Origin of the sequence: Methylobacterium sp. Leaf117, assembly GCF_001422985.1 — a bacterium.
Classification (GTDB): domain Bacteria; phylum Pseudomonadota; class Alphaproteobacteria; order Rhizobiales; family Beijerinckiaceae; genus Methylobacterium.
In genome coordinates, this window is sequence record NZ_LMNL01000036.1 from 75,036 (window position 1) to 91,395 (window position 16,360).

General features: G+C 69.1%; 18 protein-coding genes and 1 other RNA gene. 9 read left to right on the forward strand and 10 right to left on the reverse strand.

From position 1 onward, the window contains the following. Positions 1-27: 27 nt before the first annotated feature. The 3 genes from ASF57_RS19455 to ASF57_RS19465 form a co-directional block, all read right to left on the reverse strand. The gene (locus ASF57_RS19455; RefSeq protein ID WP_056486368.1) at positions 28-252 is read right to left on the reverse strand and encodes a hypothetical protein; all 225 of its coding nucleotides are present in this window, start codon (positions 250-252) and stop codon (positions 28-30) included. 189 nt (positions 253-441) lie between these two features. Beyond that, a complete protein-coding gene (locus tag ASF57_RS19460) occupies positions 442-1,356 on the reverse strand; it encodes an alpha/beta hydrolase (protein WP_082504184.1) in 915 nt (304 codons plus the stop codon). Next, entirely contained in the window at positions 1,353-2,366 is a 1,014-nt protein-coding gene (locus ASF57_RS19465) for an SDR family oxidoreductase (RefSeq protein ID WP_056486371.1), read from the reverse strand. Before ASF57_RS19465 ends, ASF57_RS19460 begins: the two co-directional genes overlap by 4 nt. A 189-nt stretch (positions 2,367-2,555) precedes the next feature. Between ASF57_RS19465 and ASF57_RS19470 the strand changes: the two genes are divergently transcribed. The 3 genes from ASF57_RS19470 (at position 2,556) to ASF57_RS19480 (ending at position 5,465) form a co-directional block, all read left to right on the forward strand. Continuing rightward, complete coding sequence (locus ASF57_RS19470) at positions 2,556-3,008, forward strand: DNA polymerase III subunit chi (protein WP_056486373.1); 453 nt, start codon at positions 2,556-2,558, stop codon at positions 3,006-3,008. A 395-nt stretch (positions 3,009-3,403) separates the two neighbouring features. Continuing rightward, a complete protein-coding gene (locus ASF57_RS19475) occupies positions 3,404-5,050 on the forward strand; it encodes a peptidase S10 (RefSeq protein ID WP_056486376.1) in 1,647 nt (548 codons plus the stop codon). Between the two features lie 28 nt (positions 5,051-5,078). Continuing rightward, the gene (locus ASF57_RS19480) at positions 5,079-5,465 is read left to right on the forward strand and encodes a hypothetical protein (protein ID WP_056486704.1); all 387 of its coding nucleotides are present in this window, start codon (positions 5,079-5,081) and stop codon (positions 5,463-5,465) included. Positions 5,466-5,474: 9 nt separating this feature from the next. On the opposite strand, the gene ASF57_RS19485 is transcribed toward ASF57_RS19480, so the two are convergent. From ASF57_RS19485 to ASF57_RS19510, 7 genes are all read right to left on the reverse strand, one after another. After that, a complete protein-coding gene (locus ASF57_RS19485; protein ID WP_056486379.1) occupies positions 5,475-6,488 on the reverse strand; it encodes a peptidoglycan -binding protein in 1,014 nt (337 codons plus the stop codon). Position 6,489: 1 nt separating this feature from the next. Continuing rightward, a complete protein-coding gene (locus ASF57_RS19490; protein ID WP_056188753.1) occupies positions 6,490-7,485 on the reverse strand; it encodes a MotA/TolQ/ExbB proton channel family protein in 996 nt (331 codons plus the stop codon). 145 nt (positions 7,486-7,630) lie between these two features. Further along, complete coding sequence (locus tag ASF57_RS19495) at positions 7,631-8,452, reverse strand: TIGR00282 family metallophosphoesterase (protein WP_056188751.1); 822 nt, start codon at positions 8,450-8,452, stop codon at positions 7,631-7,633. A gap of 9 nt (positions 8,453-8,461) precedes the next feature. Further along, entirely contained in the window at positions 8,462-9,070 is a 609-nt protein-coding gene (locus ASF57_RS19500) for a 5-formyltetrahydrofolate cyclo-ligase (RefSeq protein ID WP_056486382.1), read from the reverse strand. Next, positions 9,060-9,217, reverse strand: a non-coding RNA gene (ssrS, locus tag ASF57_RS25030) — 6S RNA. The genes ASF57_RS19500 and ssrS overlap by 11 nt, the downstream gene beginning before the upstream one ends. Before the next feature lie 80 nt (positions 9,218-9,297). After that, complete coding sequence (gene zapA / locus ASF57_RS19505) at positions 9,298-9,657, reverse strand: cell division protein ZapA (RefSeq protein ID WP_056486385.1); 360 nt, start codon at positions 9,655-9,657, stop codon at positions 9,298-9,300. A gap of 36 nt (positions 9,658-9,693) precedes the next feature. Beyond that, entirely contained in the window at positions 9,694-9,975 is a 282-nt protein-coding gene (locus tag ASF57_RS19510) for a DUF4164 domain-containing protein (protein ID WP_082504217.1), read from the reverse strand. A gap of 506 nt (positions 9,976-10,481) precedes the next feature. Here ASF57_RS19510 and gap point away from each other — a divergent pair. From gap to ASF57_RS19540, 6 genes are all read left to right on the forward strand, one after another. Next, a complete protein-coding gene (gene gap / locus ASF57_RS19515; RefSeq protein ID WP_056188743.1) occupies positions 10,482-11,489 on the forward strand; it encodes a type I glyceraldehyde-3-phosphate dehydrogenase in 1,008 nt (335 codons plus the stop codon). A gap of 84 nt (positions 11,490-11,573) precedes the next feature. Then, positions 11,574-12,026, forward strand: coding sequence for a hypothetical protein (locus ASF57_RS19520; protein ID WP_056188740.1), 453 nt, complete (start codon positions 11,574-11,576; stop codon positions 12,024-12,026). A gap of 38 nt (positions 12,027-12,064) precedes the next feature. Beyond that, positions 12,065-13,267 carry a phosphoglycerate kinase gene (locus ASF57_RS19525; RefSeq protein WP_056486388.1) on the forward strand — a complete coding sequence of 401 codons (1,203 nt, stop codon included), beginning with the start codon at positions 12,065-12,067 and terminating at the stop codon, positions 13,265-13,267. 196 nt (positions 13,268-13,463) lie between these two features. Then, positions 13,464-14,537, forward strand: a complete 1,074-nt coding sequence (gene fba / locus ASF57_RS19530) for a class II fructose-bisphosphate aldolase (protein ID WP_056188733.1) — start codon at positions 13,464-13,466, stop codon at positions 14,535-14,537. 20 nt (positions 14,538-14,557) lie between these two features. After that, the gene (locus ASF57_RS19535) at positions 14,558-15,238 is read left to right on the forward strand and encodes a thiamine phosphate synthase (protein WP_056486391.1); all 681 of its coding nucleotides are present in this window, start codon (positions 14,558-14,560) and stop codon (positions 15,236-15,238) included. Positions 15,239-15,240: 2 nt separating this feature from the next. Further along, positions 15,241-16,260 carry a tetratricopeptide repeat protein gene (locus ASF57_RS19540; RefSeq protein ID WP_244477038.1) on the forward strand — a complete coding sequence of 340 codons (1,020 nt, stop codon included), beginning with the start codon at positions 15,241-15,243 and terminating at the stop codon, positions 16,258-16,260. The last annotated feature ends 100 nt before the right edge of the window (positions 16,261-16,360 follow it).

Genomic DNA, 16,360 nt, shown 5'->3' on the forward strand with positions numbered 1-16,360 from the left:
ACCGGAGCCCCCGGTCGGGGGGCGCCCTCAGGCGGCGAGCTTGACCTCGACCGGGGCCACGGACGCCCGCGGTCCGAACAGGTGCTGATGCATGGCGTTCGGGCAATGCGCCCGACCGGCCGCATCCGTGATGACGACCTCGGTCATCCCCGCCACCATCAGCGACCAGCCCTGCTCGACGGCGCCCAGGATCGAGCTGTGACGAAAGCTGAAGCGGCGCTCGGAGACGCGCGCGCTGACGGTGAAGTTCACGGGGGATATCCTCATGTGATCGCGGCGCGGACCGATCTGGGGCACGCGCGCCGATGAACGGATGAAAGGGCAGGGGAGGCGTCGGCGATCCGCAGGCCGGGTGCGGCTGCGAACAGATCGTGTGTGCCCTGCAATAATGGCTCTTGATTGACGAAGCCTGAGGAGAATCCGGCGGCCGGCGATTTCTTTTCAGGCCTTTTCGTGGCCCTGTCCGACGATGGCCCGCGTGGCCGCCAGCACGGCCTCCGGGTGCTGGTGGTGCAGCATGTGCCCGGTGCGCGCGAGCCCGCTGAAATGGGCGCCCGGAATGCGGTGGGACGCCCAGAGCCCGTGGCGCGGCGTGCTGACCACGATATCCGAATCACCCCCGAGGATTCGCACCGGCACCCGGCAGGTGTGATAGGCGAGGGCGCTCCGGATCAGGCCCGCCAGGAGGCCGGCCGCGTCCTCGCCCTCCGCCACCAGCTGCTCCGCGTTTCCCGCGAGCCCGAACGGATAGGCTTCGGCATAGGCCTGCGGCATCGTCCCGGGCAGGAACATGGCGTTCCACAGCAGCGGCAGCAGGGCCGGATCGGACGAGCGTTCGAGTAACCCCGACAGCCAGTTGCCGCCCGGCACCGCCCGGGGGCCGAACAGCAGGTGTTCGAGGCGGGGTTCGGGGAAGCAGATCGGCGCCAGCGCCACAACGCCCGCGATCGTATCGGGGAATTGCAGCCCGTACGCGAGGGCGACGGCGGCGCCGAACGAGTGCCCGACGATCACCGGCCGCTCCAGGCCGAGGGCCGCGATCCCGTCCCGGATCAGGGCGGCCTGTCGCCAGGAATGGGCATCGGCCGGTCCGCTGCGCCGGCTGAAGCCGTGTCCCGGCCGATCGACGGCGATCACCCGGAACTGCCCGGCCAGCATCGGCACCGGGCCGAGCCACATGTCCTCCAGCGACATCAGCGTCCCGTGGATGACGACCACCGGCGGTCCCGCGCCGGTCTCCGCATAGGCGAGCGTCCGGCCACCCCCGAGCTCGAGGGTGGAGCGCGGCACCAGGCGCGCGGCAACGGTGGGCGACAGCACCCCGATGGGGCTGGCGATCGGCTCGGGCTCGCTCACAACGGGCGCCGGCGCCGACGGCTCTGGCTGGCGACGAGGGCGGTCGCGGCGAGGCCGAGACCGATGCGGATGGCCGTCGCGGCGGGATGCAGCGAGGCTCGGGTGTAGGTGCTGGTGCGCCGGACATAGCCCGGCTGGTCGCCATGGGCCTCGCCGTCCTGGCCTGGATTGTGGAGCGCCCCTTTCGGGTCGCGCGGCGTCTCGCTGCGCTTCTGAAAGGCGATGATCGCCGGGGCCAGCAGGTCGTAGGCGCCGGGCGAGAATTCCTTGAGGCTGGTTAGGGCCTTGCCGCCGCCGCCGACCACGATGTCCCGCTCGGGGTGCACGGCGGCATGCAGGATCGCGTGCGCCACCTCCTCCGGCCGGTAGACCGGCGGCGGCAGCATCGGCTCGTGGTCCATGTAGTTGCGAGCGCGGTGCGGCAGCGGCGTATCGATCGAAGTCGGCTTGATCAGCGTCACCGAGATCGGCGCGCGCTCGTGGACCAACTCCATGCGCAAGGCGTCGGTGAAGCCTTTGATGGCATGCTTGCTGGCGCAGTACATGCCCTGGAACGGGAAGGCGAGATCGCTGGCGACGCTGCCGATGTTGATGAGACTTCCGCCGCGCTCGCGCAGGTGCTCCACCGCGATCAGCGAACCGTAGACAGTGCCCCACAGGTTGGTCTGGAGCAGGCGCTCGTGGTCGGCATCGGTGACCTTGCCGAGCGGTCCGTAGATGGTCAGGCCGGCGACGTTGACCCAGGTGTCGAAGCCGCCGAACGCTGCGATCGCCCGGTCGGCGATGGCCTGCACGTCGGCGCGCTTGCCGACATCGGCCGCGACCGCGATGGCGTGGCCGCCCTGGCTCTCGATCTCCTGCGCGATGCGTTCCAGGGTGTCCCCGCTCCGGGCCGCCAGCACCACCCGCGCGCCGGCCTGTGCCGCCATCCGGGCCGTCGCGAGACCGATTCCGCTCGATGCGCCCGTGATGACGATGACTTGGTCGCGCAGCTTCTTGCGATGGTGCATGGTGGTGGCTCCCCGGGTGGTCGGTTCGGATCGCCCGAACGCCTGTTGGTACGGTTACTCACCGAACGCCCGAGGGTTCTGTCGTGGAAGGGCCTGCGCGGTTTTCACGCGCGCGTTTTCCGGGGCTCGCCCGGGTGGGGCGGGACGGACCGGCTGGCAAAGGCGCGCGATAGGACTACCTTGCAGCCTGTGACCGAGATCCTGTTCTACCATCTGCAGCACCAGCCCCTCGAGGCCGTCCTGCCGAACCTGCTGGAGCGCTCCCTGGAGCGCCAGTGGCGCGCGACGATCCAGGCCGCCAGCGAGGAGCGCCTTCAGGCCCTCGACGACCAGCTCTGGACCTACAGCGACGACAGTTTCCTGCCGCACGGGACCGATCGCGATGCCGATGCGGCGAGCCAGCCGGTGGTGCTGACCCTGAAGGACACCAACCCCAACGCGGCCTCGATCCGCTTCCTGGTGGAGGGGGCCGACCTGCCGCCGGATGCCGCCGGTTACGCCCGCATCTGCGTCCTGTTCGACGGGACCGACCAGGACGCCCTCCTGCGCGCGCGCGCGCAGTGGAAGCAGGCCAAGGCAGCCGGTCACACCATTGCCTACTGGCAGCAGGACGAGGACGGCCGCTGGCAGAAGAAAGCGTGATCCGCTGTTCGGCCGCTTGGCCCGGAGGATCTGACCCGGCGGCGCCTCCGCTTTCGGACGGCTTTCATCCTCACGCAATACAGCGCAACACCGCCCCTCTTCCCAGCGAACCTCGGGTTCGTGGAGAGGTCTTGGTAGTGCCACCACCCGTTGTCATCCCGGGGCCGCGCAGCGGAACCCGGGAACCAGAAACTGCAATATTGCGGAGTCTTGCACGGTCAGCGGCGCTGGACTGCACGCCTCCGGCGCGCGCCTTCGGGTCCGGGTCCGGGTCCGGGTGCGCCTGCGCCGTCTCTTCCCCTGCGCCGTCTCCGAGTCGCTGGGTCGGGGCCGGTCTGATCCCGCCGCCGCATCACGACCCGTCGCCGAGAGGATCCCCCATGAGACGACACGCCATGAGACGACACGCCCTGAGAGGTTGCGCCATCGGCCTCGCGTCCCTGATGCTTGCCGCGCCGTCGCTCCAAGCCCAGCCTGCCCCGCAAGCCCAGCCTGCCCCGCAAGCCCAGCCCGCCCCGCAAGCCCAAGCGGCGGAAAAGGCGCAGGCGAGCGACAAGCCCGCAGAGGCGCGCAAAAGCCCGGACAAAAGCGCCGAGACGCGCGGCATCCCCGGCGGCAAGCTGCCGGCCGATGCCGTGACCGAGCACAGCGTCACCTTGCCGGGTGGCCGCGTCCTCGCCTTCACGGCCCGGGCCGGCAGCCTGCCGCTGGTGGACGAGGCGGGGAAGCTTCAGGCCGAGATCGCCTACATCGCCTACACGCTGAAGGGTCAGGACGGGGCGGCCAACCCGGGCGAGGGGGGGCGCCCCGTCACCTTCGCGCTGAACGGCGGGCCGGGTGCCGCCTCGGCCTACCTCAATATCGGGGCGATCGGCCCCTGGCGCCTGCCGGTGGAGGGCGCCAGCATCAGCCCCTCGGCACCCATCGGCCTCGTACCGAACGACGGCACCTGGCTCGATTTCACCGACCTCGTCTTCATCGATCCCATCGGCACCGGCTACAGCCGCGCCGCCGACGGCGATGCCAAGCGCTACTGGAGCATCGACGCCGATGCCTCGGTGCTGTCCTCCGCCATCGCCCGGTGGCTGCGCACCAACGACCGCATGGCCGCGCCGAAGTTCTTCGTCGGCGAGAGCTACGGCGGATTTCGCGGCCCCCTGATCGCGGCGAAGCTCCAGGAGGAGATCGGGGTGGGCCTGTCCGGCATGGTGCTGCTCTCGCCCGTACTAGATTTCGCCTGGCTGCAGGCGCCGCGCACCACGCCGTGGGGCCACGTCATCAAGCTGCCGTCCTTCGCCGCCGCCGCCATCGAGCGGGCGGGCGGCACGCCGACGCGCCAGACCATGGCCGACGCGGAAGCCTACGCCACCGGCCCCTTTCTCGCTGACCTGCTCAAGGGTCCGTCCGACAGCGCCGCGGTCGCGCGGCTCGGCGACCGGGTCGGTGCCCTGGCGGGTCTCGACCCGGCCTTCGTCCGCCGGCAGGCCGGGCGCCTGTCGGGACAGAGCGTCCAGCGCGAGATCGGCCGCGACACCGGTCGGGTCGCCAGCGCCTACGACACCGGCGTGACCGGCTGGGACCCGGACCCGAGCGCGGCTTATTCAGGCTTCGAAGACCCACTGCTCACCGGGCTCCAGGCGCCGCTGACCAGCGCCATGCTGGCGCTCTACACCGAGAAGCTGAACTACCGGGTGCCGGACCTGCGCTACGAGCTGCTCAACAGCGCGGTGAACCGGGGCTGGACCTGGGGCGGCGGCCGCTCGGCACCCGAGGCGCTCGGTGCCCTGCGCGGCGTGCTCGCCCTCGACGGCAACCTGCGGGTGCTGGTCGCCCATGGCTACACCGATCTGGTCACGCCGTACTTCGCCTCGAAGCTGCTGATCGACCAGATGCCGGCCTTCGGCGGCGGACGCCTCGATCTCGCCGTGTACCCCGGCGGGCACATGTTCTATTCCCGTCCCGATTCGCGCGCCGCCTTCCACATGGATGCGGCGGCTCTCTTCGCGGCCGCGCTCAAGGCGCGCAACGCCGCGCAGCGCTGAGGACCTGTCCGTGCCTGCTTCCTTCCGCCTGCGTCTGCTCGCTTCGATCGGTGTGATCGCGCTCGTCCTCTCGGCCTGCACCAGCACCGAGGAAGCCCGCGCGCCGGCGCCCGCTCCTGCGCCTGTCCCGGTGGCCAAGCCTGCCCCGGTGGCGAAGCCTGCCCCGGTGCCGACCTTCTCGGGGCCGGTCCTGACCCAGGAGGGGACCTGCACCGCCCCGGCCCCCGTGGGCGCGAGCGCCATCGAGATCGGCATCGGCGAATGCGATTTGGTACGCCTGAAGGGCAAGCCGCCCACCGACGTCCTGGTGGGCGAGGGGCGTTCGGGACGCGAGGTGCAGGTGCTCTACAACGAGCCGGGCGCGAAGGAGCTGTACTTCTTCGTCAACAACCGTCTCGACCGGATCGTGAAGTGAGGCGCCGCCTCACCGTTCGGTGAGCTTCATCTCGATCCGGCGGTTGCGCGCATAGGCCTCCTCGGTCGTTCCGGCCTCGATCGGCTGGAACTCGCCGAAGGCGGCGGCGAGCAGGTGCTGGGGCGGGATGCCCTTGGCCACCATGGCCTGCACCACCGCGATGGCGCGGGCCGCCGAGAGCGCCCAGTTCGAGGGGAACTGCGACGACGCGATCGGCCGCGCATCGGTGTGGCCGTCGATGCGCAGCACCCAGGGAATGTCGGCCGGGATCTGCTTCGACAGATCGAGGATGGCTCCGGCGATCCGGTCGAGTTCCGGGCTCGCCTCGGGCTTCAGGCTGGCGGAGCCGGCGGGGAACAGCACCTCGGATTGCAGCACGAAGCGGTCGCCGACGATGCGGATGTCCGGGCGGTTGCCGAGAATCTGGCGCAGGCGCCCGAAGAAGTCGGACCGGTAGCGCGCCAGTTCCTGGACCTTCTGCGCCAGCGCGACGTTCAGGCGGCTGCCGAGATCGGCGATGCGGGCCTGGCTCTCGCGGTCGCGATTCTCGGAGGCCGCCAGCGCATCCTCCAGCGCCGCGAGCTGCCGGCGCATCGCCGCGATCTGCTCGTTCAGAAGATCGATCTGCGACGCGGCCCGGGCCGTGTTGGCGCGCTCGGCCGCCAGCTGCCTGTCGACCTCGCCCTGGCGCCCGGCGGAGCCCTGCACCGCCTCGGCCTCGGCCTTCAGGCGATCCCGGTCGGCCTGCGCCCCCAGAAGGGTGCTGCGCAGCGACGACGCCTGCTCCTCCTGGGTCTTGCGGGTCGAGCGCTCCAGCGCCAGCAGGTCGGTGAGATCGGCGATCTGGCGATTGAGCCGGGTCAGTACCGAATCACGGCCGCTGATCTCCTGCGACAGGAAGAACTGCCCGACGACGAAGATCGTCAGCAGGAAGACCACCGCCAGCAGCAGCGTCGCCAGGGCATCGACGTAGCCCGGCCAGACGTTGAGGCTCCGGTCGCGACGGACGCGGGTCGAGGCCATCTCAGTTCCGCTCGCGGGCCAGGCGCTCCAGCACCTGCTTCAACTCGCGCTCGCGATTCGCCTGGGCCTCGACCCAGTCGCGAATCATCTGCTGCTCGGCGCGCATGTGCTGGACCAGCCCCTGGATGCCCTCGGCCAGATTGGTCATCGCCTGCGTCGCCACCCGACCGTTCGCACCCTCCGCGACCACCGCGGTCAGCCGGTCGACGGCATCCTTGAGCTCCCGGGCACTGGCGGGGTCCTGGACCGGAAGCGGCGCGGCCTGCGGCTTCGCGAAGGCCGCGACCTCGACGCGACCCTGCGGTATATCGCCGGACAGCAGCCAGTCCTCCAGCTCGTTGTGGAAGCGGGCATGGGCCTGCCCGGCCTGCAGGTCGAGGAAGCCGATGATCAGCGAGCTCGCCAGGCCGAACAGCGAGGCCGAGAAGGCGAGACCGATGCCGGAGAGCGGCACCGCGAGCCCGTTCTTCAACTCGTCGAACATCGCCGCGGCCTCGCCGCCGCCCCGCATGGTCCGGATCACGGCGCCGACCGCGCTCAAGGTGTCGATCAGGCCCCAGAACGTGCCCAGCAGGCCGAGCAGGATCAGGAGGCCCGAGACGTAGCGCAGGATCTCGCGTCCCTCGTCGAGGCGCGCTGCCGCCGTATCGAGGAAGGCGCGGGATGTCGGCAGCGTGACGCCGTCGTGCCGGGCCGCGATTGCGGGGGCCAGCGGCGCCATCAGCGGCGGCGCCCGGCTCGGGCTCTCGCCGGCCGCGACCGCGTTGACGTAGGCCGTCTCGCGGTAGAGCCGGATCACCTGTCCGAAGGCCAGCAGCACCGCGATCAGCAGGACACCGAGGATCAGCCCGTTCAGGCCCGGATTGGCCAGGAAAGCCGGCGTGATCTGCCGGAACAACACGAAGGCGAGGAAGCCGACGAGGATCAGGAAGACCAGCATCCGAACGAGGTAGATGCCGGGCTTGGCGATCGTCGCGGGTGCGGTGGGGGTCGCCATCGTTTCGGGCACACTCTTCGACGCGGAACTGGCAGCCCGCGCGCGGCGGACCTCGGGACGAACCCGGCGGTACATTGCAGGGTGGTTCGGCCCCGATCAAGTCGCGGGAGGCGCCATCCCGTGGAAGCGCACGGCGTTGCGGCCCCTAATCCCAGTCGCGCGGCCAGGTCTCTTCCAGGTGCGGACCGAGCCGGACGGCCGCGACGCTCCTGGCTAGGCCGGTGGCATCGTCGGTCTCCACCGCGATCCCGCACAGGGTTCCCTTGCCCTGAGCGGCCTCGAGGCGGGCGCCGGGCGTCTTTTGAAGGAAGCGGCGCAGCGGCTCGTCCTTCTGCATGCCGAGGATCGAATCGTAATCGCCGCACATGCCCGCATCCGAGAGGTAGGCCGTGCCGCCGGGCAGGATGCGGTGGTCGGAGGTCGGCGTGTGGGTGTGGGTACCGACCACGAGGCTGGCCCGCCCATCGAGGAAGTACCCGAAGGCCTGCTTCTCGCTGGTGGCCTCCGCATGCACGTCGACGATGATCGCGTCCGCGACGGCACCGAGCGGACAGGCGGACAATTCCCGTTCCGCCGAGGCGAAGGGATCGTCGAGGGCATCCATGTAGATGCGTCCCATCACGTTGAGGACCAGGACGCGTGCTCCCTTCCGGGTCTCGACGACGGTGGCGCCACGCCCCGGCGTCCCCGCCGGATAGTTCGCGGGCCGGACCAGCCGCGTCTGGCGCTGGATGAACACCAGGGCTTCGCGCTGATCGAAGGAGTGATTGCCGAGCGTCACCGCATCGGCACCCGCCTGGAGGAGTTCATCGCAGATGGCTTCGGTGAGCCCGAATCCGCCAGCCGCGTTCTCGCCGTTGATCACCACGCAATCGAGGCGCCAGCGCTCGCGCAATCCGGGCAGGCGGTCCGTGATGACGGTCCGGCCGGGGCGGCCGACCACGTCCCCGAGGAAAAGAATGCGCATCGCGAAGGGTCAGGTCCGTATCAGCGGGACGGCGCCCGCTTCGGTCACGAGATGATCCAGGGGCTGGTCATGCGGCTCGGCGGGGACCTCGTCCACCGCCTGAGCCGAGAAGGCGATCCCGATCGTCAGCACAGGGCCGTTGCGCGACAGGCGCTCGATGGCCTGATCGTAGTAGCCGCGACCGTAGCCGACGCGATGGCCGCGCCGGTCATAAGCCGCCAACGGAACGATCAGGGCAGTGGGATCGAGCGGGGGCAGATCGTCGTGCGGTTCGCTGAGGCCGAACCGTCCGGCCACCAGGGCTTCGCCCTCGCGCCACTCCCGGAACACCAGTCCGGCGGGCGTGACCTTGGGCAGAGCGATCCGTTGACCGCGGGCGAACAGCAGGCGGGCGAGGGGACGCGGGTCGACCTCGCTGCGGATCGGCCAGAACGCTCCGACGATGGCGGCCTCAGCGAGGGACGGAATGCCCATGACGATGCCGGCGATCCGCTCGGAACCGATCCTTCGGTCCTCGGACGGCATGGCGTCGCGTCGGGCCAGGGCCGCGTTACGCAGAGCCGCTTTGCGGGCGGAGATCGCGATGTCGGGGGGGGAAGAGTCTGAGTGCGGAGCCACGTGAGCCGTTGGAGTGTCGATCCCGGGAAACCTACAGTGTAGGTGGGCGCCGTGTTGGCCAAGTCCAGGGACAGGGCCAGGGACAGCTCCCTTGGGAGTCGATAAGGCCCCGGGGAAAAGTTCTCCTGACGGACCCGGCAGCCCCGCATCCCCCATGTAGCGTCGGCAGGGGAATGGCGCCAGGGGGGTGCGGTCGCGGTCCGTCGAAATACCGGCGGATCGGGGTCTCAGCCGGCGGAAACCAGGTGTGCCAGGCGTTCGATCCGGTCCGCGCATCGTTCGAGGCCCGCAGCCACCTGCGCCTCCTCATCGGCTCGAACCGCATCGGCGGATTCCACTCGGGCTCGCAGAGCGGCCGTCTCCTGTTCCAGGGCGGCGAGGCGCCCTTGGGCCTCCTGCAGTTCGTCGGCCTGCATCAGCGCGGCCATGACGTGCAGCCGCATGTCGCCGATCTCGCCGAAGGCCCGTCGCATCTCGATGATGCGGGCGTCGAGGCCTTGCGCCAGCGCGGTCAGGTGCGCCTCCTCACCATCGGCGCAGGCCATCCGGTAGTTTTTGTCGTCGATGGTGACGTTGATCTGGGGCATCGGGCTTCGGAGTGATCGACCGTGACGCGTCAGGAGTTAGCGGCTGGCGCGCGAGGGCGCCAGCACGCCCTCGACCGCATCGATCGCCTGGCCGAGCCGATGCTCGACATTCGCCGAGGTCGCCTCGACTTCGGCCAACCGGGCGCTCGCGGCGTCGAGTTCGGCTGCGAGCCGCGCTCTGTCCTCCCCCATGATCGCCAATTCGGTTTCCAGGTCGCTGGGATCGCGCTCAGCCTCGAAGCGCTGGGTCACCGCACCTTCCAGCCGTGTCAGCACGGATTCGAGGCGTTGCAGCGCGTGGTCGATAGCCTGGCTCACGGACGGTCGCTCTTCATGGTCCACATCTTTCTCGCGGGTGCCGATCCGCTGTTTCCGCGGGGTGTGAAGCCGGAGATCCACTGACGGAGGGCTGTCGGAGGACCGGGTTCTGCATTCGCACAGCCACAGCGTACCCGCATGCAGTCGTCGATCCAGCCCTCCGAGTACGCCATGTGACCTTTGCCAGGATTTGTCACCATGTTAGAGACCGGCCGCTCGCAGACCGGTTATACGGCATCCCGAGACACTTACAGGCAGCTTGTCAGGAGATCCGGCGATAGCCCGGGTGATCCGAGGAGCCGCCTGATCAGGGTCCCGCCGCACGCTTCCTCCGGTCTTCGGCCGCACATGACGGCCTGCATCGGCGCGACAATTCATCTGTCGTTCAACCGGGGCGGGCTGAGAGCGGACGACAGATCGAGGCCTGCCCGTTGGGCGCGCCGCGACGATCAACATGCTGAAGGGTGCCGCGAAGCCGGCGCCCGAATTTGGGAAGGACTCACGCTGTGTCGGTGAAGGTTGCCATCAACGGGTTCGGACGCATCGGCCGCAACGTCCTGCGCGCCATCCATGAGGCCGGCCGCCAGGACATCGAGGTGGTGGCGATCAACGATCTCGGTCCGGTCGAGACCAACGCTCACCTGCTGCGCTTCGATTCGATCCATGGCCGGTTCAACGCCAAGGTCGAGGTCGATGGCGACTGCATCGTCGTCGATGGCAAGCGCATCCGGGTCACGGCCGTGCGCAACCCGGCCGAACTGCCGCACCGCGAACTCGGCGTCGATATCGCCCTCGAGTGCACCGGCATCTTCACCTCGAAGGACAAGGCCAAGGCCCACCTCGACGCCGGTGCGAAGCGCGTCATCGTCTCGGCCCCCGCCGATGGCGCCGACCTGACGGTGGTGTACGGCGTTAATCACGACCAGCTGACCGCCGACCACCACGTCATCTCCAACGCGTCCTGCACCACCAACTGCCTCGTACCGGTGGCCAAGGTGCTGAACGATCTCGTCGGGATCGAGCGCGGTTTCATGACGACGATCCACTCCTACACCAACGACCAGCCCTCGCTGGATCAGATGCACAAGGACCTCTACCGGGCCCGTGCCGCCGCGCTCTCGATGATCCCGACCTCCACGGGGGCTGCCAAGGCCGTCGGCCTGGTGCTGCCGGAGTTGAAGGGCAAGCTCGACGGGACCTCGATCCGCGTGCCGACCCCGAACGTCTCGGCCGTCGACCTCGTGTTCACGGCCAAGCGCCAGACCACGGTCGAAGAGATCAACAACGCGATCCGGGCCGCTGCCGATGGTCCGCTGAAGGGCGTGCTCGCCTATACCGATCAGCCCAACGTCTCGATCGACTTCAACCACGATCCCCACTCGTCGACCTTCCACCTCGACCAGACCAAGGTCATGGACGGCACCTTCGTGCGCATCCTGTCCTGGTACGACAACGAGTGGGGCTTCTCGAACCGCATGGCCGACACGGCTGTGGCCATGGGCAAGCTGCTCTGAGCCACGCCATCGTGTGCCGGATCGCCCGTTACGGACGATCCGGCGCAGTTCCAGGCAAGCGCGCTACAGGCTGGTGTTCCTGACATGACAGAGACTTCCCCTACCGGACGCGACTTCATCCCAGGTAACCCAGCGTCGCCGCCCTCGACGGCGGCGACCGGCCCGGGCGCGACCCCGCCCGTGGTGGTCGGCAAGGCGGAACCCCTGCCGGCCCAGAACGGCGCGCCCGGCGGCGACCAACTTGCCCGGATCGAGGACAAATGCGCCCGGATCGAGGACAAGTACGCCCGCTCCGAGGCCCTGCTCTCGCGGGTCGAGGAGAAGGTCGAGGGCGCAGCCGGCCGCATGAACGAGGCAGCCCGGCAGAGCGATCTCTCGGCCCTGCGTAGCGAAGTGCGCGCCATCGCCGACCGCACGCGCGGCCTGCCCGGCTCCGGCGCCTTGGTGTTGACTGCCGTGATCACCGCTGTGCTCACGGTGGCGCTCACCATCGCGGCGCAGCGCTTCCACCTCGACGCTCTGCTGCCCCCGCGCTGACCGCATTCCGCTCCGATCCTTCCAACGCTCAGGCCCCGATGACCGCTTTCCGCACCCTCGACGATGCAGGCCCGCTTCAGGGCAAGCGCGTGCTCCTGCGCGTGGACCTGAACGTGCCGATGGAGGCCGGGCGGGTGACCGATGCCACCCGCATCGAGCGGATCGTACCCACCATCGAGGACATCGCCGGCAATGGCGGGCGCGTGGTGCTGCTGGCGCATTTCGGGCGCCCGAAGGGCAAGCCGGTGGCCTCCGAATCCTTGAAGCCGGTGGTGGAGACCCTGAGTCGAAAGCTTGGTCGCCCCGTCGCCTTCGCCGAGGATTGCGTCGGTCCGGTCGCCGCTGAGGCAGTCTCTCGCCTGAAGGACGGTGAGGTCGTGCTGCTCGAGAACACCCGGTTTCATGCCGGTGAAGAGAAGAACGACCGGGCCTTCACCGAGCAGCTTGCCGCCAACGGCGATCTTTATGTGAACGAGGCGTTCTCGGCCGCGCATCGTGCCCATGCCTCCACCGAAGGTCTGGCCCATCTGCTGCCCGCTTATGCCGGTCGCCTCATGCAGGCGGAGCTCGAAGCGCTGACCAAGGGCCTGGAAGCGCCGACCCGCCCGGTGATCGCGCTGGTCGGCGGAGCCAAGGTCTCCTCCAAGATCGATCTGCTGCAGAATCTCGTCGCCAAGGTCGACATGCTGGTCATCGGCGGCGGCATGGCCAACACCTTCCTGCACGCGCAGGGCAAATCCGTCGGCAAGTCCCTGTGCGAGAAGGACCTCGCCGAGACCGCCCTGCGCATCATAGAAGCGGCGAAGGCGGCCCAGTGCCGGATCATCCTGCCCGTCGATGCCGTCTCGGCCTCCGAATTCAAGGCGAATGCCGCTCATGAGACCGTGCCGGTGGATGCCGTGCCGGAGAGCGGCATGATCCTGGATGCCGGTCCGGCCTCCGTCGCCGAGATCAACGCGGCCATCGACGAGGCCGCGACTTTGGTCTGGAATGGGCCGCTCGGTGCCTTCGAGTTGACGCCCTTCGACACTGCGACGGTCGCAGCCGCCCGGCACGCGGCCGAGCGCACGAAGGCCGGGAAGCTCGTTTCCGTGGCGGGTGGCGGCGATACGGTCGCGGCCCTCAACCACGCGGGTGTGGGCGAGACCTTCTCCTACGTTTCCACCGCCGGCGGCGCCTTCCTCGAATGGCTGGAGGGCAAGGCCCTGCCGGGCGTCGAGGCCCTTCGCGCGAAGGCCTGAGCGAACGGGGCGCGGCAGACCGGGCTCGGGTGGACGAGGCTCCCAGATGCAGGGCTGCCTCCCCGGATTGCTGTCCCGCGAGAGTTGCAACGGATCGCCAAAGGTCCGAAAAGACGAACCAAATTCGAATGACCGTGCGCTTCGGCGCAATAATTGACGGATCGCCTCGGCGGCGATCGTATCTGAGGAGAAATCCATGGCCCGCATCACCCTGAGGCAGCTCTTGGACCATGCCGCCGAGCACGAATACGGTGTGCCGGCGTTCAACCTGAACAACATGGAGCAGGGGCTCGCCATCATGGCGGCGGCGGATGCCACGGATTCGCCCGTCATCCTCCAGGCGAGCAAGGGCGCGCGCGCCTATGCGAACGACATCGTGCTGGCCAAGCTGATCGACGGCCTGGTGGAGATCTACCCTCACATTCCCGTCTGCATGCATCTTGACCATGGCAGCGACGAAGCGACTTGCGCCACGGCGATCCAGTACGGCTTCACCTCGGTGATGATGGACGGGTCGCTGAAGGCCGACGGCAAGACTCCGGCGGATTACAACTACAACGTCGAGATCACCCGCAACGTCACCAAGATGGCCCACTGGGCCGGCGTCTCGGTGGAAGGTGAGCTCGGCGTGCTCGGCTCGCTCGAGAGCGGGCAGGGTGAGGCCGAGGACGGCCACGGCGCAGAAGGCGTGCTCAGCCACGACCAGCTCCTGACCGATCCGGACGAGGCGGTGAAGTTCGTCGAAGCCACCAAGGTCGATGCCCTTGCGGTGGCGATGGGCACCTCGCACGGGGCCTACAAGTTCACCCGGAAGCCCGATGGCGACGTGCTGGCCATGAACGTGATCGAGGAGATCCATCGTCGGCTGCCGACGACCCACCTCGTGATGCACGGCTCCTCGTCGGTGCCGCAGGACCTGCAGGACATCATCAACCAGTACGGCGGCGAGATGAAGCCGACCTGGGGCGTGCCGGTCGAGGAGATCCAGCGCGGGATCAAGCACGGCGTGCGCAAGATCAACATCGACACCGACAACCGCATGGCGATGACGGGCCAGATCCGGAAGATCCTGGCCGAGAACAAGGCCGAGTTCGACCCGCGCAAGTACCTGAAGCCCGCCATGGAGGCGATGACGAAGCTGTGCCGCCAGCGCTTCGAGGAATTCGGCACCGCCGGACAGGGCTCGAAGATCCGTCCGGTCTCCGTGGCGACCATGGCCAAGCGCTACGCCAACGGCTCCCTCGATCCGAAGATCGGGGCGGCGGGCTGAGGCCTGCGAAAGGAACCTCGATGTCGGAACCCCGCACCCGCCTCGCCCTGCTCAGCCCGCACCGGGTCGAGGCCGGTGACGCCGACGCGCTCGCCGCCGCGATCACGGCGGCCTGCGCGGCTGGCGATGTCGCGGCCGTCCTGCTGCGACTCGCCCCCGCTGACGAGCGCAGCCTCGTCAATCTGGTGAAGCGTCTGGCACCCGTGGCGCAGGAAGCTGGGGCCGCCGTTGTGGTGGCCTGCACGGGCTTTGCCGGCGATCTCGTCAGCGTCTCGGCACGCGGCGGGGCCGACGGCGTGCATCTCGACAAGGCGCGAGACGGCGATTTGCGCGACCTGCGCGAGCGCCTCGCCGATGGGCGCATCCTCGGCGCAGGCGGCCACGAACAGAAGCACGCCGCGATGGAGGCCGGTGAAGCCGGCGTCGACTACGTGATGTTCGGCGGTCTCTACGCCGATGGAATCGCGCCCGAAGCCGCGACGGTCATCGAGCGTGCGAGCTGGTGGACCGAGATCTTCGAGACGCCCTGCATCGCAGTCGCGCATACGCACGACGAGGTCGGCCCCATTCTCGAGACCGGAGCCGAATTTCTCGGCCTCGAGAGCGCGCTCTGGATCGGCGATCAAGCTGATGTGGGCGCGATCCAGGCCGCGGTCGGTCAGGCTCGGATCGCAGCGGCAGCTCGGGACGCCGCCTCGTGAGGCTGGCGCTCGGCTTCCTGGCCCTGGCGCTCTGCGGCTCCGAGGTCCGCGCCGCGTCCTCACTCTCGCCCGAAGCGGCCAAGCCCGCGACGCGCGAGATTTTCACGGCGCCCCTCAAGGAATTGCCGACGCCCTACTCGGCGAACGCCGCCCGGGTGGTGCCGTTCACATCCAAGCCGAGCGACAAGCCGGTGGATACCGCCTTCGGCGCCTACCAGCGCGGACAGTATACCACGGCCTTCCGCGAGGCGACGAAGCGGATCGCCGCCGACCCCAAGGACGCGGCAGCGATGACGCTCTTGGGCGAGCTCTACAACCAGGGGCTTGGCCTAAAGCAGGACCCCGTAAAGGCGGCCGAGTGGTATCGCCTCGCAGCGGCGCAGGGCGATGTCCACGCCATGGCCTCCCTCGGCCTGATGTCGATCGATGGGCGCGGCGGTGCCAAGGATCTGAAGGCCGGGCGGCAATGGCTGGAGAAGGCCGCCGACAAGGGTGACACCACGGCGGCCTATAACCTCGCCCTGATCCTTCTGGGGACCGGGACGGAACCCGATCAGGCCCGGGCTGCCACTCTGTTCCTCAAGGCCGCCGAGGGCGAGATCGGCGCGGCCCAGCATGATCTCGGCGTTCTCTACCTCCAGGGCCGCGGTGTCCCGAAGGATCCGACCCAGGCGGCCGAATGGTTCCGCCGGGCCGCCGATAACGGCGATCTCGCCGGCGAGGTCGAGTTCGCCATCCTGCTCTTCAATGGCATCGGTCTGCCCAAGGACGAGGGTCGGGCCGCACGCTACTTCCAGCACGCGGCGGCGCGGGGCAACGCCATCGCGCAGAACCGGATTTCTCGGCTGTTCGTGGTCGGGCGCGGCGTCCAGAAGAATCTGGTCGAAGCGGCGGCCTGGAACCTCGCGGCCTCCGCGCAGGGACTCTCGGACCCCTGGCTCGACGACAACCTGAAGACGCTGGATACGGCCGAGCGCAGCCGGGCGGAAGCCCTCGCCGCCGAGCGCGCCAGGGTGAACTAGCTTCACCCGGAGGACGCCCCCGCCATGACCGGGGGGTGAGTCCGCGCGCAAACGTGGTATGGCCGCGCGAAATCTCCCGGATTGCAGGGTCTCCGTACCC

Coding starts and splice junctions, on each gene's coding strand:
- ASF57_RS19475 (WP_056486376.1), top strand. CDS start 3,404: ATGAGACGACACGCCCTGAGAGGTTGCGCCATCGGCCTCGCGTCCCTG.
- ASF57_RS19520 (WP_056188740.1), top strand. CDS start 11,574: ATGACAGAGACTTCCCCTACCGGACGCGACTTCATCCCAGGTAACCCA.
- ASF57_RS19465 (WP_056486371.1), bottom strand. CDS start 2,366: ATGCACCATCGCAAGAAGCTGCGCGACCAAGTCATCGTCATCACGGGC.
- ASF57_RS19485 (WP_056486379.1), bottom strand. CDS start 6,488: ATGGCCTCGACCCGCGTCCGTCGCGACCGGAGCCTCAACGTCTGGCCG.
- fba (WP_056188733.1), top strand. CDS start 13,464: ATGGCCCGCATCACCCTGAGGCAGCTCTTGGACCATGCCGCCGAGCAC.
- ASF57_RS19495 (WP_056188751.1), bottom strand. CDS start 8,452: ATGCGCATTCTTTTCCTCGGGGACGTGGTCGGCCGCCCCGGCCGGACC.
- ASF57_RS19490 (WP_056188753.1), bottom strand. CDS start 7,485: ATGGCGACCCCCACCGCACCCGCGACGATCGCCAAGCCCGGCATCTAC.
- ASF57_RS19525 (WP_056486388.1), top strand. CDS start 12,065: ATGACCGCTTTCCGCACCCTCGACGATGCAGGCCCGCTTCAGGGCAAG.
- zapA (WP_056486385.1), bottom strand. CDS start 9,657: ATGCCCCAGATCAACGTCACCATCGACGACAAAAACTACCGGATGGCC.
- ASF57_RS19535 (WP_056486391.1), top strand. CDS start 14,558: ATGTCGGAACCCCGCACCCGCCTCGCCCTGCTCAGCCCGCACCGGGTC.